We start from the raw sequence: 16,540 nt of genomic DNA, 5'->3' as shown, positions 1-16,540 counted from the left end.
TCCGGTCGTATCCTGTGAGTGAACCCGCCCGCCAGCAAGGTTCTCGAGCCCCGGCCCTGCCGGGGTTTCGGCATTCACGGGGCCACCTGACGGTCGTACCAGCCGGCGGCGCGGAGGTTGCGGTCGGCGAGCGCCGGGGTGGGGTCGACGTAGCCGGCTGTCGCGCGCTGCTCGAAGCCGTCCCAGGAGCGGTCTCGGTCTTCACGGGTGATGAGCTCGGTGAGGTGGGTGTCGATCGCTTCGCGCGCGACATTGAGGCCGGCACGGCGGATCAGCTTCGACATGCGGGGGGCGCGAAACTCGACACCGGCGGTCGCGAAGCGGTGAGCCGCGTATCGGAGCAGTTCGTCGACCGTTGTCGTACCCGGTCGGGTGGTGATGGCGCTCAAACGGCACCCCCTCGCAGGATGGCGACGAGGCGGTCGCGTTGCTCGTCGCTGAGCGGTGGCGCTTCGGCGACGACTCGCTGCACGTAGGCGGCGATCTTCTCGGTGGCTAGATCGCGGCGGGCCTCTGCGATCGTGGCGGGGTTACCCCGGCGGGCTGCGACTCCGAGGCGGTTCCTGGCGATGACGACGGATGATGCCGACATAGGAAAGGCTCCCTAGTGACGGTCAGCATTGCTGACGCTTCACTGGGAGCCGGTAAGCCACTTCCTCCGGTCGGAGGCCCTGCTGTGTGACCTTTGAGGACGGTCACCGCCCTTACAACTGCATGAAGTCTATGTGATGGACAACAGGTGCGGAGCATTTCCGGTGCGCGTGTCGGGCAGGACCGCCTGGATAGCCAGATACAAGAGCCGGGACGCCTTCACTGATGTGTACCGCCCGCACGAGGCGCACGTGATGTCGTAGGAGGACGGCCATTCGAGTCCGCGGAGAGTGACGCCCTGGAGGCTGTTGGGCGCGGCTGCGCTCTGGCGCATGAAGACAGGGCGGATCGCGGCGCCTTCGATCTTTAGCGCGACCTCCCAGCCGGTCTTGTGCCGACTGCACATGATGCGGATTGCTGCTGTGTGACCGTCGGCCTTGATCCGCTCGGCTACCAGGGCGACCGCGGAGGGCATGTGCGCGAGGTCCTCGACGCGTCGCCCCTCGGCGGTGACCGCCCGCCACCATTGCTGAAGATCCTTCGTCACGTTCGCTCTCCTGTCATGTGTCCACTCTGGCCGCTTGCTGTCCCTCGGGCGGGATTCGAACCCGCGTCATCCGACTTAGAAGGTCGTCGCTCATCCACTGAGCTACCGAGGGGGAAGGTGTCCCAGGTGGGACACCTCACTCATCAGTTCATCGACGCCTCCCGTGTGAGGTCGATCATCATTTCGAGTTCGAGCTGCACGAGGGGATCGTTGACCGCCTTACCCATAGTGATGCGGTACTGCCACGCCGTCGCGCCAGGAACACGAGCGCGGGCAATGCCGCCTGGCATGGTCCCCTCCCACTTGCTGAAGAAGTGCGCGACGCGGGGGAGCAGCCTCTTCGTGATGAGCGTGCGATCGTCGGGGGTCGCGTTCCGAAGGAACCGGATGACGAACTCTTTGCGGGACGGGATGCGTGTCACGGTGTAGAACACGCGGATCGTGAGGCTCGGATCGTTCACGTACTCCTCGTAGTAGCAGTCCGACGTGTAGTCGCTGCCAATGGTGGCGGTGTAGTCGCTGTACCGCGTCGACGCGCTCATGCTGTGCGCCTCTCGGCCTCGGCAGCGGCAGCGGTGAGCGCTGCCGCGAGCTGGCGCGCCTCATGCGGGAACAGTGCGGCATCCCAGTCGGGCGCGTTGATCGTGACGAGCTTCGTCGTGGGGTCGTAAGTCGCGTGCCCCTGGTCGATGATGATCGAGCCGCCCGCGAACCGGGCGTCGACGGCGGTCATGCATTCATCTCCGCGGCCGCGACGAGCTCCTGGGGCGTCACGCGCAGGTGATCGGCGATCCACTCGATCTGGTTCGCGGTGATGTCCACCTTCCCCTCGAGAAGCGCCCAGAACTCGGCGACGGTGATCTCGAGCGCGTGGCAGATGCGGAGCGCTTCCGCGACGTAGATGCCGTCGATGCGCTTACTGATCTCCTTCGCGATCGCCTTCGCGAACGGGCCGATGATCTCGGCCTCGGGAGTGAATGCCGCCTGATCTGCGATGATGGTCATGATCTCTTCTTTCTGTAGGGGATGATCTCGCCCTCGCTGAGTTGCAGCTCATGCGGGGGCTCTTTCTTGCCGGCGGGTGCCGGTAAGTCTCTAGGCGGGCTCCGACAGCCAATCGATCTCGATGCTTTCGGGGTCGAAGGGTCGCCGCCCCGGTCTGACCTTGTGCACCGTGACCCTCATGAGCGACTGGATCACGAGGCGCTTCGTCGGGAGGGGGAGCGATTCCCACTTCTCGGGGACGCTCGCCGCCATCGCGAGATCGGTAAGGGGGGACGCGGCTCTCAGCGCGTCCAGGCGACTGCTGGCGGCATCGATCTTCGCGGTGAGTGCTCGGCCCTGATCGGTGACCGCTGCGCGGCTGAGGATGCCGTCTGCGAGCAGCGCGGCGAGATCGTCGCGGCGCCCGCGGAGGGACTGGATCTCCTGCTCGATCTCGGCCGTGTCGTTGGACGCGCTCAGCCTCGAGGTCACTGCGGGATCTTGCAGCCTGGCGATCACGACGGCTTCGACTAGCTCGTCGACGTCGGCTGCGCGGCGCGTGACGCACCAGTTCGAGGTGCACGCGTACTTTTGTGTCCCGTGGTCGGGTCGTCCAAGAAGTCGACCGCCGCACACGCCGCAGAAGATGATTCCGCTGAGGAGGTGCTTCGTCTGCGTCGACCAGTCCCCGGCGCGCTTTCGCCGGCCGCGCATCCGCAGGTAGGCATCCCATGTCTCGCGGTCCACGATCGGTTCCCACTGAATCTCCGAAGCCGCGACAGGCTCGCCCCGGTAGGTGACGATCCCGGCGTATCGCTCGTTGCGGAGCATCGCGCGGACTCGCGCCATCGACCACCGTCCGGTGAAGGTCGGGACGCCGCGCTCGTTCCAGTCGTTCGCGATCGTGTAGTAAGACTCTCCCGCAAGGTATCGGGCGTACCCCTCACGAACGATCGCCGCCTCTGCATCGACGATCTCGACGCGACCCTCCCGTCGCTCGTACCCGAACGGACGGCGCGAGAAGCTGTAGGCGCCGGCCTCGGCGCGCTGGACGTTTGCGGCGCGCTGCCGGGTCGCCTTCTGCTCGCCCTCATAGGTCGACCACGCTGCGACCGTGCGAGCGACAGCGCGGCCCGCGGGAGTCGTCAGGTCGAGGGTGCCAGCGGTCACCGTGTAGACGGGCACATCGAGGGCGATGACCTTCTCGAGATCGCTCGTGAGGCGCAGCAGACGGTCCTGGTGCCAGGCGATGATCGCGGCGGGTCGCGCGGCGAGCATCGCTTCGAACTGGGGGCGCGACTTCCCGGACGTCGCTGAGACATCGTTGTCGGTGTAGACGTGGTCGACGGTGAGGTCGAGCTTTGCGGCGAGGGCGCGGCAGTCCTTGAGCTGACGTTCGACGCCGGCCTGTTCGCCGGTCCGGTCCTGCGAGATCCGGGTGTAGATGACTGCCATGCGAATCACCCTAGCAACGTGACTGCCGGATTGGTCGTCGTGATCTGGGCGCTTGCGGGCCCTGCGCTCGCGCAGCTCTTCGAGCAGGCGATCGATCAGGTCGCCAGCTTCTGAGTCCGATGCGCACGCTTCTCGCCGATGAACGCGGCGGTGCGCCCGTCGAGTTCCTCCTCGTGAGCGTGCTGCTGACGACGCTGACGCTCGCCGTTCTCCAGATGGGGCTCGCGGTGTACGTTCGCAATGTCGTTCACGATGCCGCCGTCGAGGGGGCGTATCACGCAGCGCTGGCTGATGTGGAGACGGATGCCGGAGCGGTGCGAGCGGAGGAGATCGTCGCCCGCACCGTCGGCGACGGGTTCCTCCAGAGCGCCACCGCCGTCGAGTCGTCGGCGCTGGGGGAGGAGACGATCGCCGTGACGGTGACGACGCGGCTTCCCCTCATCGGTCTCCTCGGCATCGAGCGCGGATGGGAGGTGACGGTTCATGCACCCGCGGAGAGCCTGGACTGACCTGCTCGATGACGACCGCGGTTCGGGGTCGCTCGAGTTCATCGTCGGCGGTGTGGTGCTCCTGGTGCCGCTCGTCTACCTGATCGTGACGCTCGGTATCATCCAGCAGCACGCGCTCGGCGTCGAGTCCGCCGCGCGCCACGTTGCACGGAGCGTGGCGACCGCAGAGGACGCTGCGTCCGCCGGTGCGCGGGCGGATCGCATTCTGGGCGCGCTGGTCGACGAATACGACATCGATGCGGATGCCGTCGGTGTGACGGTGGCCTGTGCGGGGGATGCCGGAGCGTGCCCCGCCGCAGGCCGCACCCTCCGGGTCACTGTGTCGTCGAGTGTCGCCCTGCCGCTCGTGCCGCCGATCCTCGGACTAGACGCGGCCGCCGCCATCGAGGTTGAGTCGACGGCGGTCCAGAAGGTGTCGCGGTATTGGACGGACGGATGAATCGCGGGGCGAACGACGAAGGGAGCGTGCTGCTGCTCACGATCGGCTACGCGCTGCTCGCGATCGTCCTCGTAGCGGTCTGTGTCGATGCGACCAGCCTGTACCTCGCGCACAAGCGCACGCAGGCTGTGGCGGATGCCGCCGCCGTCGCCGGTGCGGACGGGTTCACCCTCGACGTCGCGGACGGCGAACCGGTGGCGACGCTCACCGATGACGGGGTCCACGAGCAGGCGGTCGCGCTCGTCGCGGCCTACGGCAACGCTGCAGTCGTGGATGCGGAGACCCCCGATGGTCGCTCGGCGCGCGTCACGGTCACGACGCGGTGGCGCCCTCCCGTGACGACCCTGTTCGTACCGGAAGGAGTGCGGCTCGAGGCCACCGCGACCAGCCGCACCGCGCTTCGCTGAGCCGCGCTCGGGCGGATCGGGGGACGGGCTCGGTTCACCGCATCGCCTCGAAGGCGTCATAGGACGTCTCCTCGACGCGCTCGAACCCTGCGCCCTCGAGCGCCACGGTGTACCGGATGCCCTGGCCCTCCCAGCTGATCGCCGCGTCGAGTCCTTTCAGCGCTCTGGTCCGCGAGTGAACCTCGGGAGCCAGCGGAGGAATGCGACGGCCCCGAGAAGCCCGATCAGCCCCACTCCGCCCGCAGCGAATGACAAGGACGATACCGCCGTCACGGCGCTGACCATCAGCTGGATGCTGGCGCCACCGGCATCCGTCAACGTGCGCCAGGACCCGAGGAAGGGGGCCGGATCGTCCGGTGGAGCGAGGTCGGCCCCGACGGTCAGCAGGATGCCGCTGGAAAGCCCGTTGCCGACGCCGATCACCGCGGCGAAGAGGGCGAACCACATCTCGGGCGAAGCGGTCTCGTGGGTGAGGGCGAGAGCGAGGAACCCCGAACCCATCAGCATCATCGAGGGCAGTGCCGCCCACAACCGGCCGAACCGGTCCATGACCTGACCGCTGGCGTAGAAGAGCGTGAAATCGATCGCCCCGGCGATGCCGACCACGAGCGCGATCGTCGACGCGTCGAGACCGATCGACACGCCCCACAGCGGGAGGACGACCTGGCGTGCCGAGCGCACCGCCGACATCGCGGCCGCGGCGAGGCCCACCCGGGCGAGCACCGTGCGGTGCCGGAACATGGTGCGGAAGACCCCGATACGCTCCGCGACGGGTATCGAGCCCGTCACCGGTTCGCCGGAGTCTTCGACATCGGCGCTCCGGCGAGCCGTGACGGGGGCGCTCTGCACCTCGGGATCGGGCCCGAACGCGACGAGGCCGATGAGTGCGATGAGGCACACCGCGAAGAACCACAGCGTCACGCGCTCGTCGCCGAAGACCGCGACGAGCGCAGCAGCGACGAAGGGACCGGCGAACATCCCGAAGCGGAACGTTCCGCCCAGCAACGACAGAGCGCGGGCGCGGAACATGATCGGCACGCGGGTCGTCATGAACGAGTGCCGGGCTAGGCCGAATGCCGCGGCACAGAAACCGGTGAGGAAGACAGCGGCGGCGAAGACCGCCAAGACGGGCACGAGGGCCGCCGTGACCGAGACCGCGAGCGCGAGGGTGCCCGCGGCGATCATGGTGGTCCGCTCGCCGAATCGCGCGACCGCCCAGCCCGCGGGGATGTTGCCGCCGAGCTGACCGACGACGAGCAAGGAGGCGACGAGGGCCGAGAGGGCGACATCGGCGCCCAGCGCGCCCGCGATGATGGGGATGAGGGGGAGGACCGACCCCTCGCCGAGCGCGAAGAGCGCCGTCGGTGCGTAGACCATCGGACCGAACCGAAGGAGGACGTCACGGGCGCGGGGAGAGTCGGGGCGGTCGGACATCGCCATCCACGTTACTCTGGAGTGTCATGCTTGAATTCGATCCGTCTGCCGACATCCAGGCCCTCCGTTCCACCTTCGGTGAGATCAAGGCAGTCGTCGACGTCGACGCCTTGAACGCCGAGATCGCACGTCTGTCGGAGGAGGCCGGTGCCCCCGATCTCTGGGACGACGTCGAGAAGGCGCAGAAGGTCACCAGCTCGCTCAGCCACCGCCAGGCCGAGCTCAAACGCGTCACCGAGGTCGAGCAGCGTCTCGACGACCTCGAAGTGCTCGTCGAACTCGCCAACGAGATGGAGGACGAGGACTCCGCAGAGGAGGCCCGTCGCGAGATCGTCGACCTCGAGAAGGTCATCAGCCAGCTCGAGGTGCAGACGCTCCTCGACGGCGAGTACGACGACCGCGGCGCGGTCGTCACCATCCGCTCCGGCGCCGGCGGCGATGACGCCACCGACTTCGCCGAGATGCTCATGCGCATGTACCTGCGCTGGGCCGAGCGTCACAAGTACCCCGTCAAGGTCATGGACACTTCCTTCGCCGAGGGCGCGGGCATCAAGTCCGCGACCTTCGAGGTCGACGCGCCCTACGCGTACGGCACGCTGTCGGTCGAAGCCGGCACGCACCGCCTCGCCCGCATCAGCCCGTTCGGCTCGGCCGACAAGCGACAGACGAGCTTCGCCGCCGTCGAAGTCATCCCGGTGATGGAGGAGGCCCAGGAGGTCGACATCCCCGAGGGCGACATCCGCGTCGACGTCTTCCGCTCGTCCGGCCCCGGTGGCCAGTCGGTCAACACGACCGACTCGGCCGTGCGTCTGACGCACCTTCCGACGGGCATCGTCGTGTCGATGCAGAACGAGAAGAGTCAGATCCAGAACCGCGCCGCCGCGATGCGCGTCCTCCAGACGCGCCTCATGCTCCTGCAGAAGGAAGAGGAAGCGGCGAAGAAGAAGGAGCTGGCCGGCACCATCACGGCGAGCTGGGGCGATCAGATGCGCTCCTACTTCCTCTACGGCCAGCAGCTGGTGAAGGACCTCCGCACCGGTCACGAGGTGGGTAACCCCACCGTCGTCTTCGACGGCGATCTCGACGGCTTCATCGCCGCCGGCATCCGCTGGCGCAAGCGCAAGACCGACGACTGAGAATCCATTTCAAAAGTTTTTTCATTCAGGTGCATCCAAATGAAGGTGCGCGTCGGAATACCTCTGTGACAGCGCGAACAGGTCGCGCCGAATCAGCAAGGAGTTCCTCATGCGCAAGACACTCTCCGCCGGCATCGCCCTCGGTGCCGCCGTCGCGTTCACCGCGTTCGCTCCCGCGACCGCTGCGACCAGCGACACCGCCGATCTCTCGGTGCTGCACGGCATCCCCGACACCCCGGTCGACGTCTACGTCGACGGTGAGCTGACGATCGACGACTTCCAGCCGGGCGACCTGGGTGGGCCCCTCGAGCTTCCCGCCGGCACCTACGCCGTCGCGCTGACCGCAGCCGACGCCGAAGACGACTCCGAGCCGGTCCTCGGCCCCATCGACCTCGCCCTCGAAGGCGGCATGAACTACACCGCCGTCGCCCACCTCGACGCCGACGGCCAGCCGACGGCCAACCTGTTCACGAACGACACCTCGGAGACCGCCGCCGGCGAAGGCCGTCTGACGGTCCGTCACGTGGCCGCCGCTCCCGCCGTCGACATCCTCGCGGGCGGCGAGGCCGTCGTGACCGGCCTCGCGAACCCGGACGAGGCCTCCCTCGACCTGGCCGCGGGCACCGTGAGCGCCGCCGTCGCCCTCGAGGGCACGACGGAACCGGTCATCGGGCCGGCTGACGTCGAGGTCCAGGAAGGCATCCTGACGATGGTCTACGCGTGGGGCAGCGCTGAGGACGGCAACCTCCAGCTCGCCGTGCAGACGGTCGAGGGCCTGCACTCCGGCCCTGACGGCGTGAACACCGGTTCGGCCGGTCTCGTCGCCGAGAACGGCACGAACGGCTGGCTGATCGCCGGCGGCGCCGGCCTCGTGGCCGCCCTCGTCGCCGGTGGCGCGATGGCCGCTCGCACCGCGACCGCTCGTCGCTGAGTGATGATCATGTCGTCTCGATCCGTTTTCGCGGCCGCGCTCGTCCTGGCCGTCGGGATGGTGACGGCATGCGCCCCCGCCTCGGAGGTCGGTGCCCCCACACCGGCCTCCGAGGCACCGGCGCGGAGCGCGCAGGATCCCGATCTGCGCACTGAGGAGCCCGCGCCCGCGGGCCCGGCACCCTCGCCCCGCGCGTCGGTGCCGGTCTCGCCCGCGACACCGAAGCCCGTCGCCGAAAGGGTCGCCCCGGAGCGTCTCGAGATCCCGGCGCTCGACGTGGAGATGCCCATCGTCCCGGTCGGCGTGCAGGCCGACGGGAGCATGGAGATCCCGGAGCGTCCCTCCATCGCCGGGTGGTACCGGTTCGGGAAGGCTCCCTCCGACGCCACCGGCGCCACCGTGCTCGCTGCTCATGTGGACGACCGCGAATACGGCGTCGGCCCGCTCGCACAGCTGCGCCAGAGTGAGCCCGGGAGCGAGGTGACGGTGACGGATGCCGACGGCGTACGCACCCGCTACATCATCGACACGGTGACCTACATCCAGCGCGCGCAGCTACCGGTCGAAGACCTCTTCGTCCGGGACGGCGAGCCCACGCTCGTCGTCATCACCTGCGGAGGCTCATTCGATGCCCAAACCCGCAGCTACAGCGATAACGTGGTGATGGTTGCTCGGGCTGCATCATGATCATCGCGAGCGCATCCGTCCGACCGGTATCGAAGGAGTACGTCGTCGACGAGGATATGGAGCTCGCGGAGCGTTTCGCCGCGGGGGATGAGAGAGCGCTCAAAGCGATGTACGACCGGTGGGGACGGGTGATCTACACCCTCGCCGTCCGGTCGACCGGAGACCCGGCCGAAGCAGAGGACATCACGCAGCGGACCTTCGTCTCCGCGTGGACCTCGCGCTCCTCGTACCGGGCCGACCGCGCCCCGCTGGGCGCATGGCTGGTCGCCATCGCGCGGCGCAGGATCGCCGATGCCCATGAGGCGCGCTCCCGCGCGGCCCGCCTGGAGCAGGCGGTGATGGCGGTGACGCCCGAACCGGTCGTCGACGCTCCCGACGTCACCGACTCGATCCTCGTCGCCGACGAGCTCGCCAACCTCGAACCCGATGCGAGGGCCGTCGTGACCCTTGCGTTCTACGACGATCTCACCCACGGTCAGATCGCGGAGCGGCTGAACCTGCCACTCGGTACCGTGAAGAGTCATCTCCGCCGAAGTCTCACCCGCCTGCGAACCCGATTGGAGGCCGCCCATGTCGCATCTTGACGCCGATGTCGCTGCGCTCCTCGCCCTCGGTGAGCGCATCGCGCCCGAAGATCTCGCGCACGCCGAGTCGTGCGAACACTGCCGAAGCGAGGTCCACGCCTTCCAGCGCGCCGTGGTCGCGGGCCGTGCCGCCTCGTCCGATACGCTCCTCGCCCCGCCCGCCCATGTATGGGACAGCATCGCCCGTGAACTCTCCTTCGAGCAGTCTCCGGCCGGAGGGGCGGATGCCGCTCCGGCAGCGGGCCATCACGTCGCGCGGGGCTCGGGTCGTCGCCTGCGCCGTCGTCCGATGTTCCTCGCGCTCGGCGCCGTCGCCGCGGCCGCCGTCATCGTCGTGGGTGTCTGGGCCTCGGGCGGTATCGTGCCGCGCGCCGACGTCGTGTCGGAGGCCACCCTCGACGGCTTCCCCGAATGGCAGGGCGCGAACGGCGAGGCCGCTCTCGAGCGGGTCGACGGCCACACCCAGGTCGTCGTGCGACTCGACGCGAGCGTTCCCGACGACGGCTATCGCGAGGTGTGGCTGCTGACCGCCGACGCATCCGACCTGGTGAGTCTCGGCATCCTGGAGGGTGAAGACGGCGTGTTCCCGGTGCCCGACGACGTCGATCTCGATGCCTTCACGGTCGTCGACATCTCGCAGGAGAGCGCCGACGGCGATCCCGGTCACTCCGGTGACTCGATCGTCCGGGGCTCGCTGAGCTCCAGCTGAGCGGCCTCACCTGAGAGAACGGTCTGCGGCGGGTGTCGCTGGCGTGTGCCAGACCCCGCCCGCCTAGGCTCGACCCGTCATGATCCGGTTCGAAACTGTCACCAAGCGGTACCGCGGAACCAGCAGACCGGCGCTCAGCGAGGTCGCATTCGAGGTGCAACGCGGAGAATTCGTCTTCCTCGTCGGCGCGTCCGGGTCGGGGAAGTCCTCGTGTCTGCGACTGATCCTCCGTGAGGACACTCCCTCGGAGGGTCGCGTCGTCGTGCTCGGGCGCGACCTGCGCAGCCTCACCACCCGCAAGGTGCCGTACTTCCGCCGCCACATCGGCTCGGTGTTCCAGGATTTCCGGCTGCTCCCGGGCAAGACCGTCTTCCAGAACGTCGCGTTCACCCTCCAGGTGATCGGATCGAGTCGCGCCTTCATCCAGCAGTCCGTCCCCGAGGCGCTCGCCCTCGTCGGATTGCAGGGCAAGGAGAAGCGCCTGCCGCACGAGCTCTCCGGCGGTGAGCAGCAGCGCGTCGCGATCGCCCGCGCGATCGTGAACCGGCCGCAGATCCTCCTGGCCGACGAGCCCACCGGCAACCTCGACCCGGCGACCTCCATCGACATCATGCAGCTGCTGGCCCGCATCAACGCGGGCGGCACCACCGTGGTCATGGCCACCCACGAGGCGGGGTTCGTTGATCAGATGCAGCGTCGTGTCATCGAGCTGCGCGGCGGCGTCATCGTCCGCGATGAGCGGCACGGCGGCTACGGCGACACGTCGGGTCTCCCGACGCTCACTCCCGAGAGCGTGAAGGGCGCGGCCGCCACGGCAGCACTGACCGCCGTCCTGGAACTCCAGAAGCAGATCGCCGCGGGAGAGCCTGCTGCCGCGACGCCCCGCGCCGCAGAGCCCGAGGTCGCACCCGAGCCGCCGGCACCCGAACCCGAAACGGTCCTCCCCGCCGTCCCCGTGGTGGCGGCGGCGCCCGCGACGTCAGAGACGGAGATAGCGGAACCTCCGGTGACCCGCGAGCCGGACACCGGCACCCGCGGCATCCCGCTCATCACCCCCGACATCGATCTCAGCCACATCGACGGGCTCGGCGTCGCCGACCGTCTGGGGCTGGACGACCGCTCCGGCGACGACGAAGTGGGACCCACCGCATGAGGGTCGGGCTCATCCTCGGCGAAGCGTTCACCGGTCTCCGCCGCAACGCGTCGATGGTCGTGTCGGTCGTGCTGGTCACGTTCGTCTCGCTCACCTTCGTGGGGGCGGCGATGCTCATGCAGATGCAGATCGGCAAGATGACCGACTACTGGGTGGATCGCGCCCAGATCGCTGTGTTCATGTGCCGTGAGGATTCGACGCAGACGACGTGTGCCGACGGAGTCGCGGACGAGGAGCAGCTCGCCGCGGTCGCCGAGAAGCTCGAGAGCCCCGCGCTCGACGACGTCGTGCGGAGTGTGCGCTTCGAGACGCGCGACGAGGCGTATCAGAACGTCCTCGATCTGATGGGGGAGGACTACGCCGACTTCATCACCCCCGCCCAGCTGAACGAGACCTACTGGGTCAACCTCGAAGATCCGACGCAGACGGACGTCATCACCGAGGCGTTCAGCGGCATGGACGGCGTCGAAGAAGTGACCGACCAGATGGAGTACCTCGATCCGCTGTTCGACGCGCTCAACGTCGCGACCTACATCGCCGTCGGCATCGCCGTGCTCATGCTCGTCGCCGCCGTGCTGCTGATCTCCACGACGATCCGTCTGTCCGCTTTCGCGCGCCGGAAGGAGCTCGGCATCATGCGCCTCGTCGGTGCGTCGAACCGGTTCATCCAGACGCCGTTCGTCCTCGAGGGTGTCTTCGCCGCCCTTGTCGGCTCCGCGCTCGCGAGCACCGCGATCTTCCTCGGGGTGCAGTTCGGCGTGCACGGCTATCTGCGCGAGAACGTGGACTTCGTGACGACCTGGGTCGGGGTGACGGATGCCGCGCTGGTGATCCCGGTCATCATCGCGATCGGTCTGGTGCTCGCCGCGACATCAGCCAGCTTCGCCATCCGGCGCTGGCTGCGCACCTGACCGACGCCGTGGCGACGCGCCTCCTCCGCTAGACTGGCAGGCCGGTCGTGCGAGGTGCGCGCCGAAAACGAGGAGTGGTCATGCCCAGGGAACGCGGCGAACAGGTCATCGCGACCAATCGTCGCGCGCGCCACGATTACGCCATCGAGAAGACGTACGAGGCGGGGCTGGTCCTCACCGGCACCGAGGTGAAGTCGCTTCGGCAGGGGCGCGCCAACCTCACCGACGGGTACGCGTTCATCGACGGCGGACAGGCGTTCCTCGATGCCGTGCACATCCCGGAGTACTCTCAGGGGCACTGGACCAATCACGCCGCAAAGCGCACCCGCAAGCTGCTCCTCCACAAGGAGGAGATCGTGAAGCTCTCGCACGCGGTGTCCGCGGGCGGCTACACGCTCATCCCGTTGAAGCTCTACTTCTCGGACGGGCGCGCGAAGGTCGAGATCGCGGTCGCGAAGGGCAAGCGCGAGTTCGAGAAGCGTCAGACGATCCGTGAGCGTGAAGACAAGCGCGAGGCCGAGCGGGCTATGCGCAGCCGCAACCGTCTCGGCGAGTGATCAGCTCGCGCGGAAGCGTGCGTCCACCTCGGCGCGGACGCTGAGGACGGTCGGGCGCAGATCGATGGGCGCGGCGTCACCGGCATCCATCGCCATCATGGACTTCGCTCGCGCCTGCTCGGCGTGCGCGTCGCCGGCGGTCAGCAGGCCGGCGTCGGCCACCTCGATCGCCTCGACACCCGTCTTGCCGAGCGCCTGAGCGTAGGAGCGGGCCCGGGTCACCGCGTCGGCGACGGCCCCGACGGCGGCATCGTGCTCGACCCGCGCGCGGGTGGCCGCCGTGAGCGTCCATTCGGTTCCGTCGACCTGGATGCCCTCGCGCTCGGCGAGATCACCGAGCCAACGCGACAGCGCGTCGATGTCGGTGAAAGTCGCGCTGACCTCGATGGACGCGTGCTGGACGATGGGCAGCTGCGCGCCCTGATCGTTCCACGGTCGCTCACCCCAGACCGACACCTGCCCTGTAGACCAGGACTCGAGGACTGCGGCGGCGTCCGCGGCGGTGAGCTCTGCGCGGAGCGGCTCGGTGAGGGCGGTGGCGCGGCGGATCACCTCCGCGCGATCCGGGCCGTCGGCGACGGCGCGTGCGCGCACCTGGGCGGTCTCTGCGGGTACCCGGATTTCGTGCTGTCCGCGGACAGCGATGACGACCTCGCTCATGTCGATGAGCCTAGGCGCGGGGGCTCATCAGCGCAGGCGTCCACGCGGCGGCGGGGGCGGAGGCACGGGCTTCGCCGCGATCACGGCACGCCGAGGGATGCGCTCTTCGCCTCGCTTCCCGTCGACGACGAGCACCTCGTCATCGACCAGCAGCAGTTCCCCCAGGGCGTCGGTCGCCTGACCGGTCGGAAGGATGTACCGCACGACCACGCGCGTGCCGGGTTCGGGCAGCGGACGCATGCGTCACCACTGCCCGGGGGCGTAGTCCTTCAAGAAGACGCCGAACAGGTCCTCTCCGGCTTCACCGCGGACGATCGGATCGTACACGCGCGCCGCGCCGTCGACGAGGTCGAGCGGGGCGTGGAAGCCCTCTTCGGCGAGGCGCACCTTCGTCGGGTGCGGACGCTCGTCGGTGATCCACCCGGTGTCGACGCTCGTCATGAGGATGCCGTCGGTCTCGAACATCTCGCGGGCGCTCGTGCGCGTGAGCATGTTGACCGCGGCCTTCGCCATGTTGGTGTGCGGGTGGCCGGGGCCCTTGTAGCCGCGGTTGAATACGCCCTCCATGGCGCTGACGTTGACGATGTAGGTGCGGGCGGCGGGGCTCGCGGCGAGCGAGGCGCGCAGTCGCGAGATGAGGAGGAAGGGTGCGGTCGTGTTGGCGAGTTGCACCTCGAGCATCTCGAGCGGGTCGACTTCTTCCACGCGCTGCACCCACGAGTTGGTGTGATCGAGGTCGGGGATGAGGCCGCCGGCGTCGATCGCGGTGCCCGCCGCGAGTCGCTCGAGCGAACTGGAGCCTGCGGCCATGGCCTGCTCGGTGAGTTCGTCGGCGCGGGATGCCGCGGCGGCGAGGATCGGGTGGGCGGTCACCGACCGCTCGAGGGCCTGCGGATGCTGATCGTTGGTGTGGCCGAAGGTCACGAGCTCGGGCAGTGGACCGTCGGGCAGCGGGGTGAGCTCGGCGTCCACGAGCGGCTGGTAGGCGCCGGGGGAGCGCCGCACCGTCTGCGTCGCGTTGTTGATGAGGATGTCGAGGTGCCCGGCTGCGGCGACCTCGTCGGCCAGCCCGATCACCTGGGCGGGGTCGCGCAGGTCGATGCCCACGACCTTCAGCCGGTCGATCCAGTCCGCGGCATCCGGCAGGCGGCTGAAGCGGCGTACGGCGTCGCGGGGGAACCGCGTCGTGATGGTGGTGTGGGCGCCGTCGCGGAGCAGTCGCAGTGCGATGTACATGCCGATCTTGGCGCGGCCGCCGGTGAGCAGCGCGCGTCGACCGGTGAGGTCGGTGCGCGCCTCGCGCTTGGCGTGGCTGAGCGCCGCACAGTCGGGGCAGAGCTGGTGGTAGAACGCGTCGACGAGCGTGTAGGGCTGCTTGCAGATGTAGCAGCCGCGCGCCTTCTGCAGGGTGCCCGCCGTCGGTGCGGTGGTGCGGGTTCTGATCGGGATGCCGCGGGTCTCGTCGTCGATGCGGTCGGGGGCGCCGGTGGCGGTCGCGTGCACGACGGCCCGGTCGGCCTCGGCGATCGCGTCACGGATCTCGCGGCGGCGGACCTTCTTCGCGGCCTTGAACATGGCCGCGGTGGCGCGGCGCACGGTGACGTAGTCGGGGTGGCTTTGGTCGAGCTCGTGGAGCGCCGCCAGCACGCGCAGGGTCGTCGCGAGGTCGGCGGGGTCGATGCCGCGGACAGTCGCGGGGGAGTCGGCGGAGGAATCGGGAAGCACATCAGATTCTACGTCGGGCGACCTGGGCGCACTGTTAGCGTGGTCCCGTGACCAGGACGGATGCCGCGACCCCCGGCATCCGCGTGATCCGCGTCTCTGCGGCGGTCATCCGCGACGCCGACGGCAGGCTCCTGCTCGTCCGCAAGCGCGGCACCACGGCGTTCATGCAGCCGGGCGGGAAGCCCGAGCCGGGAGAGACCGCCGACGTCACGCTCAGCCGGGAGCTCCGCGAAGAGCTCGGCCTGCGGGTGGATCCTGCGGATCTGCGCCCCCTCGGGACCTACGAGGCGGCGGCAGCCAATGAGCCCGGCTACGTCGTCGTGGCGGACGTCTTCGCCGCCGACATCGCATCGCAGCAGCCGCGCGTGGCCGCCGAGATCGTCGAGCTGCAGTGGGCCACCGAAGCGGACGCGGAGCGCCTCGAGATCGCGCCCCTCGCGCTCCACCACTTCCTCACGCCGTCCTCGTAATCCCTTCTGCGGTCGGCTGTCTCGCCCCGCGCGGTCGCACAGGGTTCCCGACTCGTCAAGCCCCTCTGTGGCATCGGAGGGGCGCGATTAGACCTGTGACTCCGCCGACCGCATCGGTCGGCTGTCGAGAGGAGCAACATGTCAGACATCACTCCAGGAGGCGCGACCGTCCCGCAGGGTACGGGTTCGGGTGGTACCGTCGACACCGCCAAGAGCGAGGCTTCCGGCGTCGCCGCCACGGCAGGGCGCGAAGCCGGGCGCGTCGTCGACACCGCCAAGAGCGAGGCGAAGACCGTCGCGCGGGAGGCGAAGAATCAGGCGCGCGATCTGTACCACCAGTCGACTCGCGAGCTGCGTGCGCAAGCCGGCCACCAGCAGGCTCGGGTGGCGACCGGACTCCGGGCACTCGCCGACGAACTGGGTTCGATGGCGGACGGTTCGGCCGATCAGGGCGTCGGTTCGGATCTCGTCCGTCAGGTCTCGGCGAAAGCCGGCGAGATCGGCACGTGGCTCGGCGACCGCGATCCGGGTTCGCTGCTCACCGAGGTGAAGTCGTTCGCACGGCGCAAGCCCGGCGTGTTCATCGGGGTCGCCGCGCTGGCGGGCCTCGCCGCCGGACGTCTGACCCGGGCTCTCGCTCAGGGTGACACG

At 68.9% G+C, this 16,540-nt stretch carries 23 protein-coding genes, 1 tRNA gene and 1 pseudogene; 13 read left to right on the top strand and 12 right to left on the bottom strand.

Features of this window, described 5'->3' with window-relative positions; genetic code table 11:
• Positions 1 to 74 precede the first annotated feature (74 nt).
• The 8 genes from ACHFGS_RS01065 to ACHFGS_RS01030 all read right to left on the bottom strand — a co-directional run bounded on the left by ACHFGS_RS01065 (position 75) and on the right by ACHFGS_RS01030 (position 3,577).
• Entirely contained in the window at positions 75 to 389 is a 315-nt protein-coding gene (locus ACHFGS_RS01065; protein ID WP_394279838.1) for a hypothetical protein, read from the bottom strand.
• Entirely contained in the window at positions 386 to 592 is a 207-nt protein-coding gene (locus tag ACHFGS_RS01060; protein ID WP_394279837.1) for a hypothetical protein, read from the bottom strand. Before ACHFGS_RS01060 ends, ACHFGS_RS01065 begins: the two co-directional genes overlap by 4 nt.
• Positions 593 to 721: 129 nt before the next feature.
• On the bottom strand, positions 722 to 1,138 hold the full coding sequence (locus ACHFGS_RS01055) for a hypothetical protein (RefSeq protein WP_394279836.1): 417 nt from the start codon (positions 1,136 to 1,138) through the stop codon (positions 722 to 724).
• Positions 1,139 to 1,178: 40 nt separating this feature from the next.
• A tRNA-Arg gene (locus ACHFGS_RS01050) sits at positions 1,179 to 1,250 on the bottom strand.
• A gap of 31 nt (positions 1,251 to 1,281) precedes the next feature.
• Positions 1,282 to 1,680: a hypothetical protein gene (locus ACHFGS_RS01045; RefSeq protein WP_394279835.1), complete on the bottom strand. Its 399-nt coding sequence runs from the start codon at positions 1,678 to 1,680 to the stop codon at positions 1,282 to 1,284.
• Complete coding sequence (locus tag ACHFGS_RS01040; RefSeq protein ID WP_394279834.1) at positions 1,677 to 1,871, bottom strand: hypothetical protein; 195 nt, start codon at positions 1,869 to 1,871, stop codon at positions 1,677 to 1,679. Before ACHFGS_RS01040 ends, ACHFGS_RS01045 begins: the two co-directional genes overlap by 4 nt.
• Positions 1,868 to 2,143: a hypothetical protein gene (locus tag ACHFGS_RS01035; RefSeq protein WP_394279833.1), complete on the bottom strand. Its 276-nt coding sequence runs from the start codon at positions 2,141 to 2,143 to the stop codon at positions 1,868 to 1,870. Before ACHFGS_RS01035 ends, ACHFGS_RS01040 begins: the two co-directional genes overlap by 4 nt.
• 90 nt (positions 2,144 to 2,233) lie before the next feature.
• Positions 2,234 to 3,577 (bottom strand): recombinase family protein, encoded by a 1,344-nt coding sequence (locus tag ACHFGS_RS01030; RefSeq protein ID WP_394279832.1) that lies wholly within the window; start codon positions 3,575 to 3,577, stop codon positions 2,234 to 2,236.
• 119 nt (positions 3,578 to 3,696) lie between these two features.
• Here ACHFGS_RS01030 and ACHFGS_RS01025 point away from each other — a divergent pair, with 119 nt between their 5' ends.
• The 3 genes from ACHFGS_RS01025 to ACHFGS_RS01015 are packed head-to-tail and all read left to right on the top strand — an operon-like array spanning position 3,697 to position 4,932.
• Positions 3,697 to 4,086 (top strand): TadE/TadG family type IV pilus assembly protein, encoded by a 390-nt coding sequence (locus ACHFGS_RS01025; RefSeq protein ID WP_394279831.1) that lies wholly within the window; start codon positions 3,697 to 3,699, stop codon positions 4,084 to 4,086.
• Complete coding sequence (locus tag ACHFGS_RS01020; RefSeq protein WP_394279830.1) at positions 4,061 to 4,525, top strand: TadE family protein; 465 nt, start codon at positions 4,061 to 4,063, stop codon at positions 4,523 to 4,525. Before ACHFGS_RS01025 ends, ACHFGS_RS01020 begins: the two co-directional genes overlap by 26 nt.
• A gap of 26 nt (positions 4,526 to 4,551) precedes the next feature.
• Positions 4,552 to 4,932: a pilus assembly protein TadG-related protein gene (locus tag ACHFGS_RS01015; RefSeq protein ID WP_394289064.1), complete on the top strand. Its 381-nt coding sequence runs from the start codon at positions 4,552 to 4,554 to the stop codon at positions 4,930 to 4,932.
• A 156-nt stretch (positions 4,933 to 5,088) separates the two neighbouring features.
• Here ACHFGS_RS01015 and ACHFGS_RS01010 read toward each other — a convergent pair whose 3' ends face one another.
• A complete protein-coding gene (locus tag ACHFGS_RS01010) occupies positions 5,089 to 6,366 on the bottom strand; it encodes an MFS transporter (RefSeq protein ID WP_394289065.1) in 1,278 nt (425 codons plus the stop codon).
• A 26-nt stretch (positions 6,367 to 6,392) separates the two neighbouring features.
• Between ACHFGS_RS01010 and prfB the strand changes: the two genes are divergently transcribed.
• The 8 genes from prfB (at position 6,393) to smpB (ending at position 13,034) form a co-directional block, all read left to right on the top strand.
• Positions 6,393 to 7,502, top strand: a complete 1,110-nt coding sequence (gene prfB / locus ACHFGS_RS01005; RefSeq protein ID WP_394279828.1) for a peptide chain release factor 2 — start codon at positions 6,393 to 6,395, stop codon at positions 7,500 to 7,502.
• A gap of 109 nt (positions 7,503 to 7,611) precedes the next feature.
• A complete protein-coding gene (locus ACHFGS_RS01000; protein WP_394279827.1) occupies positions 7,612 to 8,433 on the top strand; it encodes a DUF4397 domain-containing protein in 822 nt (273 codons plus the stop codon).
• Between the two features lie 9 nt (positions 8,434 to 8,442).
• Entirely contained in the window at positions 8,443 to 9,120 is a 678-nt protein-coding gene (locus ACHFGS_RS00995; protein ID WP_394279826.1) for a class F sortase, read from the top strand.
• Positions 9,117 to 9,704, top strand: a complete 588-nt coding sequence (locus tag ACHFGS_RS00990) for an RNA polymerase sigma factor (protein WP_394279825.1) — start codon at positions 9,117 to 9,119, stop codon at positions 9,702 to 9,704. Before ACHFGS_RS00995 ends, ACHFGS_RS00990 begins: the two co-directional genes overlap by 4 nt.
• On the top strand, positions 9,691 to 10,413 hold the full coding sequence (locus ACHFGS_RS00985; protein WP_394279824.1) for an anti-sigma factor: 723 nt from the start codon (positions 9,691 to 9,693) through the stop codon (positions 10,411 to 10,413). The genes ACHFGS_RS00990 and ACHFGS_RS00985 overlap by 14 nt, the downstream gene beginning before the upstream one ends.
• 79 nt (positions 10,414 to 10,492) lie before the next feature.
• Positions 10,493 to 11,566, top strand: coding sequence for a cell division ATP-binding protein FtsE (gene ftsE, locus ACHFGS_RS00980; RefSeq protein ID WP_394279823.1), 1,074 nt, complete (start codon positions 10,493 to 10,495; stop codon positions 11,564 to 11,566).
• Positions 11,563 to 12,477, top strand: a complete 915-nt coding sequence (gene ftsX / locus ACHFGS_RS00975) for a permease-like cell division protein FtsX (RefSeq protein WP_394279822.1) — start codon at positions 11,563 to 11,565, stop codon at positions 12,475 to 12,477. Before ftsE ends, ftsX begins: the two co-directional genes overlap by 4 nt.
• Before the next feature lie 80 nt (positions 12,478 to 12,557).
• Positions 12,558 to 13,034 carry an SsrA-binding protein SmpB gene (gene smpB / locus ACHFGS_RS00970; RefSeq protein WP_394289063.1) on the top strand — a complete coding sequence of 159 codons (477 nt, stop codon included), beginning with the start codon at positions 12,558 to 12,560 and terminating at the stop codon, positions 13,032 to 13,034.
• On the opposite strand, the gene ACHFGS_RS00965 is transcribed toward smpB, so the two are convergent.
• Genes ACHFGS_RS00965 through ACHFGS_RS00955 form a run of 3 tightly spaced genes read right to left on the bottom strand, consistent with a single transcriptional unit; the run spans position 13,035 to position 15,419 of the window.
• Entirely contained in the window at positions 13,035 to 13,694 is a 660-nt protein-coding gene (locus ACHFGS_RS00965; protein ID WP_394289062.1) for an SIMPL domain-containing protein, read from the bottom strand. It abuts the gene before it with no gap.
• Between the two features lie 27 nt (positions 13,695 to 13,721).
• A complete protein-coding gene (locus tag ACHFGS_RS00960) occupies positions 13,722 to 13,934 on the bottom strand; it encodes a hypothetical protein (protein WP_394289061.1) in 213 nt (70 codons plus the stop codon).
• A 3-nt stretch (positions 13,935 to 13,937) separates the two neighbouring features.
• Positions 13,938 to 15,419: an SDR family NAD(P)-dependent oxidoreductase gene (locus ACHFGS_RS00955; protein ID WP_394279614.1), complete on the bottom strand. Its 1,482-nt coding sequence runs from the start codon at positions 15,417 to 15,419 to the stop codon at positions 13,938 to 13,940.
• Positions 15,420 to 15,466: 47 nt separating this feature from the next.
• Between ACHFGS_RS00955 and ACHFGS_RS00950 the strand changes: the two genes are divergently transcribed.
• Together ACHFGS_RS00950 and ACHFGS_RS00945 are read left to right on the top strand one after the other, a co-directional pair.
• On the top strand, positions 15,467 to 15,889 hold the full coding sequence (locus ACHFGS_RS00950; protein ID WP_394279615.1) for an NUDIX domain-containing protein: 423 nt from the start codon (positions 15,467 to 15,469) through the stop codon (positions 15,887 to 15,889).
• A gap of 138 nt (positions 15,890 to 16,027) precedes the next feature.
• A pseudogene (locus ACHFGS_RS00945) lies at positions 16,028 to 16,540 on the top strand (hypothetical protein); the annotation flags it as partial.

Source organism: Microbacterium sp. (assembly GCF_043427715.1).
GTDB lineage: Bacteria > Actinomycetota > Actinomycetes > Actinomycetales > Microbacteriaceae > Microbacterium.
Note: the sequence above shows the minus strand (reverse complement) of the source record. Positions and strands in the feature narration are given on the sequence as shown.

Excerpts from the sequence above, each read along its gene's own strand:
- ACHFGS_RS01060 (WP_394279837.1), bottom strand. The coding sequence starts at position 592 with ATGTCGGCATCATCCGTCGTCATCGCCAGGAACCGCCTCGGAGTCGCA.
- ACHFGS_RS01045 (WP_394279835.1), bottom strand. The coding sequence starts at position 1,680 with ATGAGCGCGTCGACGCGGTACAGCGACTACACCGCCACCATTGGCAGC.
- ACHFGS_RS01040 (WP_394279834.1), bottom strand. The coding sequence starts at position 1,871 with ATGACCGCCGTCGACGCCCGGTTCGCGGGCGGCTCGATCATCATCGAC.
- ACHFGS_RS01035 (WP_394279833.1), bottom strand. The coding sequence starts at position 2,143 with ATGACCATCATCGCAGATCAGGCGGCATTCACTCCCGAGGCCGAGATC.
- ACHFGS_RS01030 (WP_394279832.1), bottom strand. The coding sequence starts at position 3,577 with ATGGCAGTCATCTACACCCGGATCTCGCAGGACCGGACCGGCGAACAG.
- ACHFGS_RS01025 (WP_394279831.1), top strand. The coding sequence starts at position 3,697 with ATGCGCACGCTTCTCGCCGATGAACGCGGCGGTGCGCCCGTCGAGTTC.
- ACHFGS_RS01020 (WP_394279830.1), top strand. The coding sequence starts at position 4,061 with ATGCACCCGCGGAGAGCCTGGACTGACCTGCTCGATGACGACCGCGGT.
- ACHFGS_RS01010 (WP_394289065.1), bottom strand. The coding sequence starts at position 6,366 with ATGTCCGACCGCCCCGACTCTCCCCGCGCCCGTGACGTCCTCCTTCGG.
- prfB (WP_394279828.1), top strand. The coding sequence starts at position 6,393 with ATGCTTGAATTCGATCCGTCTGCCGACATCCAGGCCCTCCGTTCCACC.
- ACHFGS_RS01000 (WP_394279827.1), top strand. The coding sequence starts at position 7,612 with ATGCGCAAGACACTCTCCGCCGGCATCGCCCTCGGTGCCGCCGTCGCG.
- ACHFGS_RS00995 (WP_394279826.1), top strand. The coding sequence starts at position 8,443 with ATGTCGTCTCGATCCGTTTTCGCGGCCGCGCTCGTCCTGGCCGTCGGG.
- ACHFGS_RS00990 (WP_394279825.1), top strand. The coding sequence starts at position 9,117 with ATGATCATCGCGAGCGCATCCGTCCGACCGGTATCGAAGGAGTACGTC.
- ACHFGS_RS00985 (WP_394279824.1), top strand. The coding sequence starts at position 9,691 with ATGTCGCATCTTGACGCCGATGTCGCTGCGCTCCTCGCCCTCGGTGAG.
- ftsE (WP_394279823.1), top strand. The coding sequence starts at position 10,493 with ATGATCCGGTTCGAAACTGTCACCAAGCGGTACCGCGGAACCAGCAGA.
- ftsX (WP_394279822.1), top strand. The coding sequence starts at position 11,563 with ATGAGGGTCGGGCTCATCCTCGGCGAAGCGTTCACCGGTCTCCGCCGC.
- smpB (WP_394289063.1), top strand. The coding sequence starts at position 12,558 with ATGCCCAGGGAACGCGGCGAACAGGTCATCGCGACCAATCGTCGCGCG.
- ACHFGS_RS00965 (WP_394289062.1), bottom strand. The coding sequence starts at position 13,694 with ATGAGCGAGGTCGTCATCGCTGTCCGCGGACAGCACGAAATCCGGGTA.
- ACHFGS_RS00960 (WP_394289061.1), bottom strand. The coding sequence starts at position 13,934 with ATGCGTCCGCTGCCCGAACCCGGCACGCGCGTGGTCGTGCGGTACATC.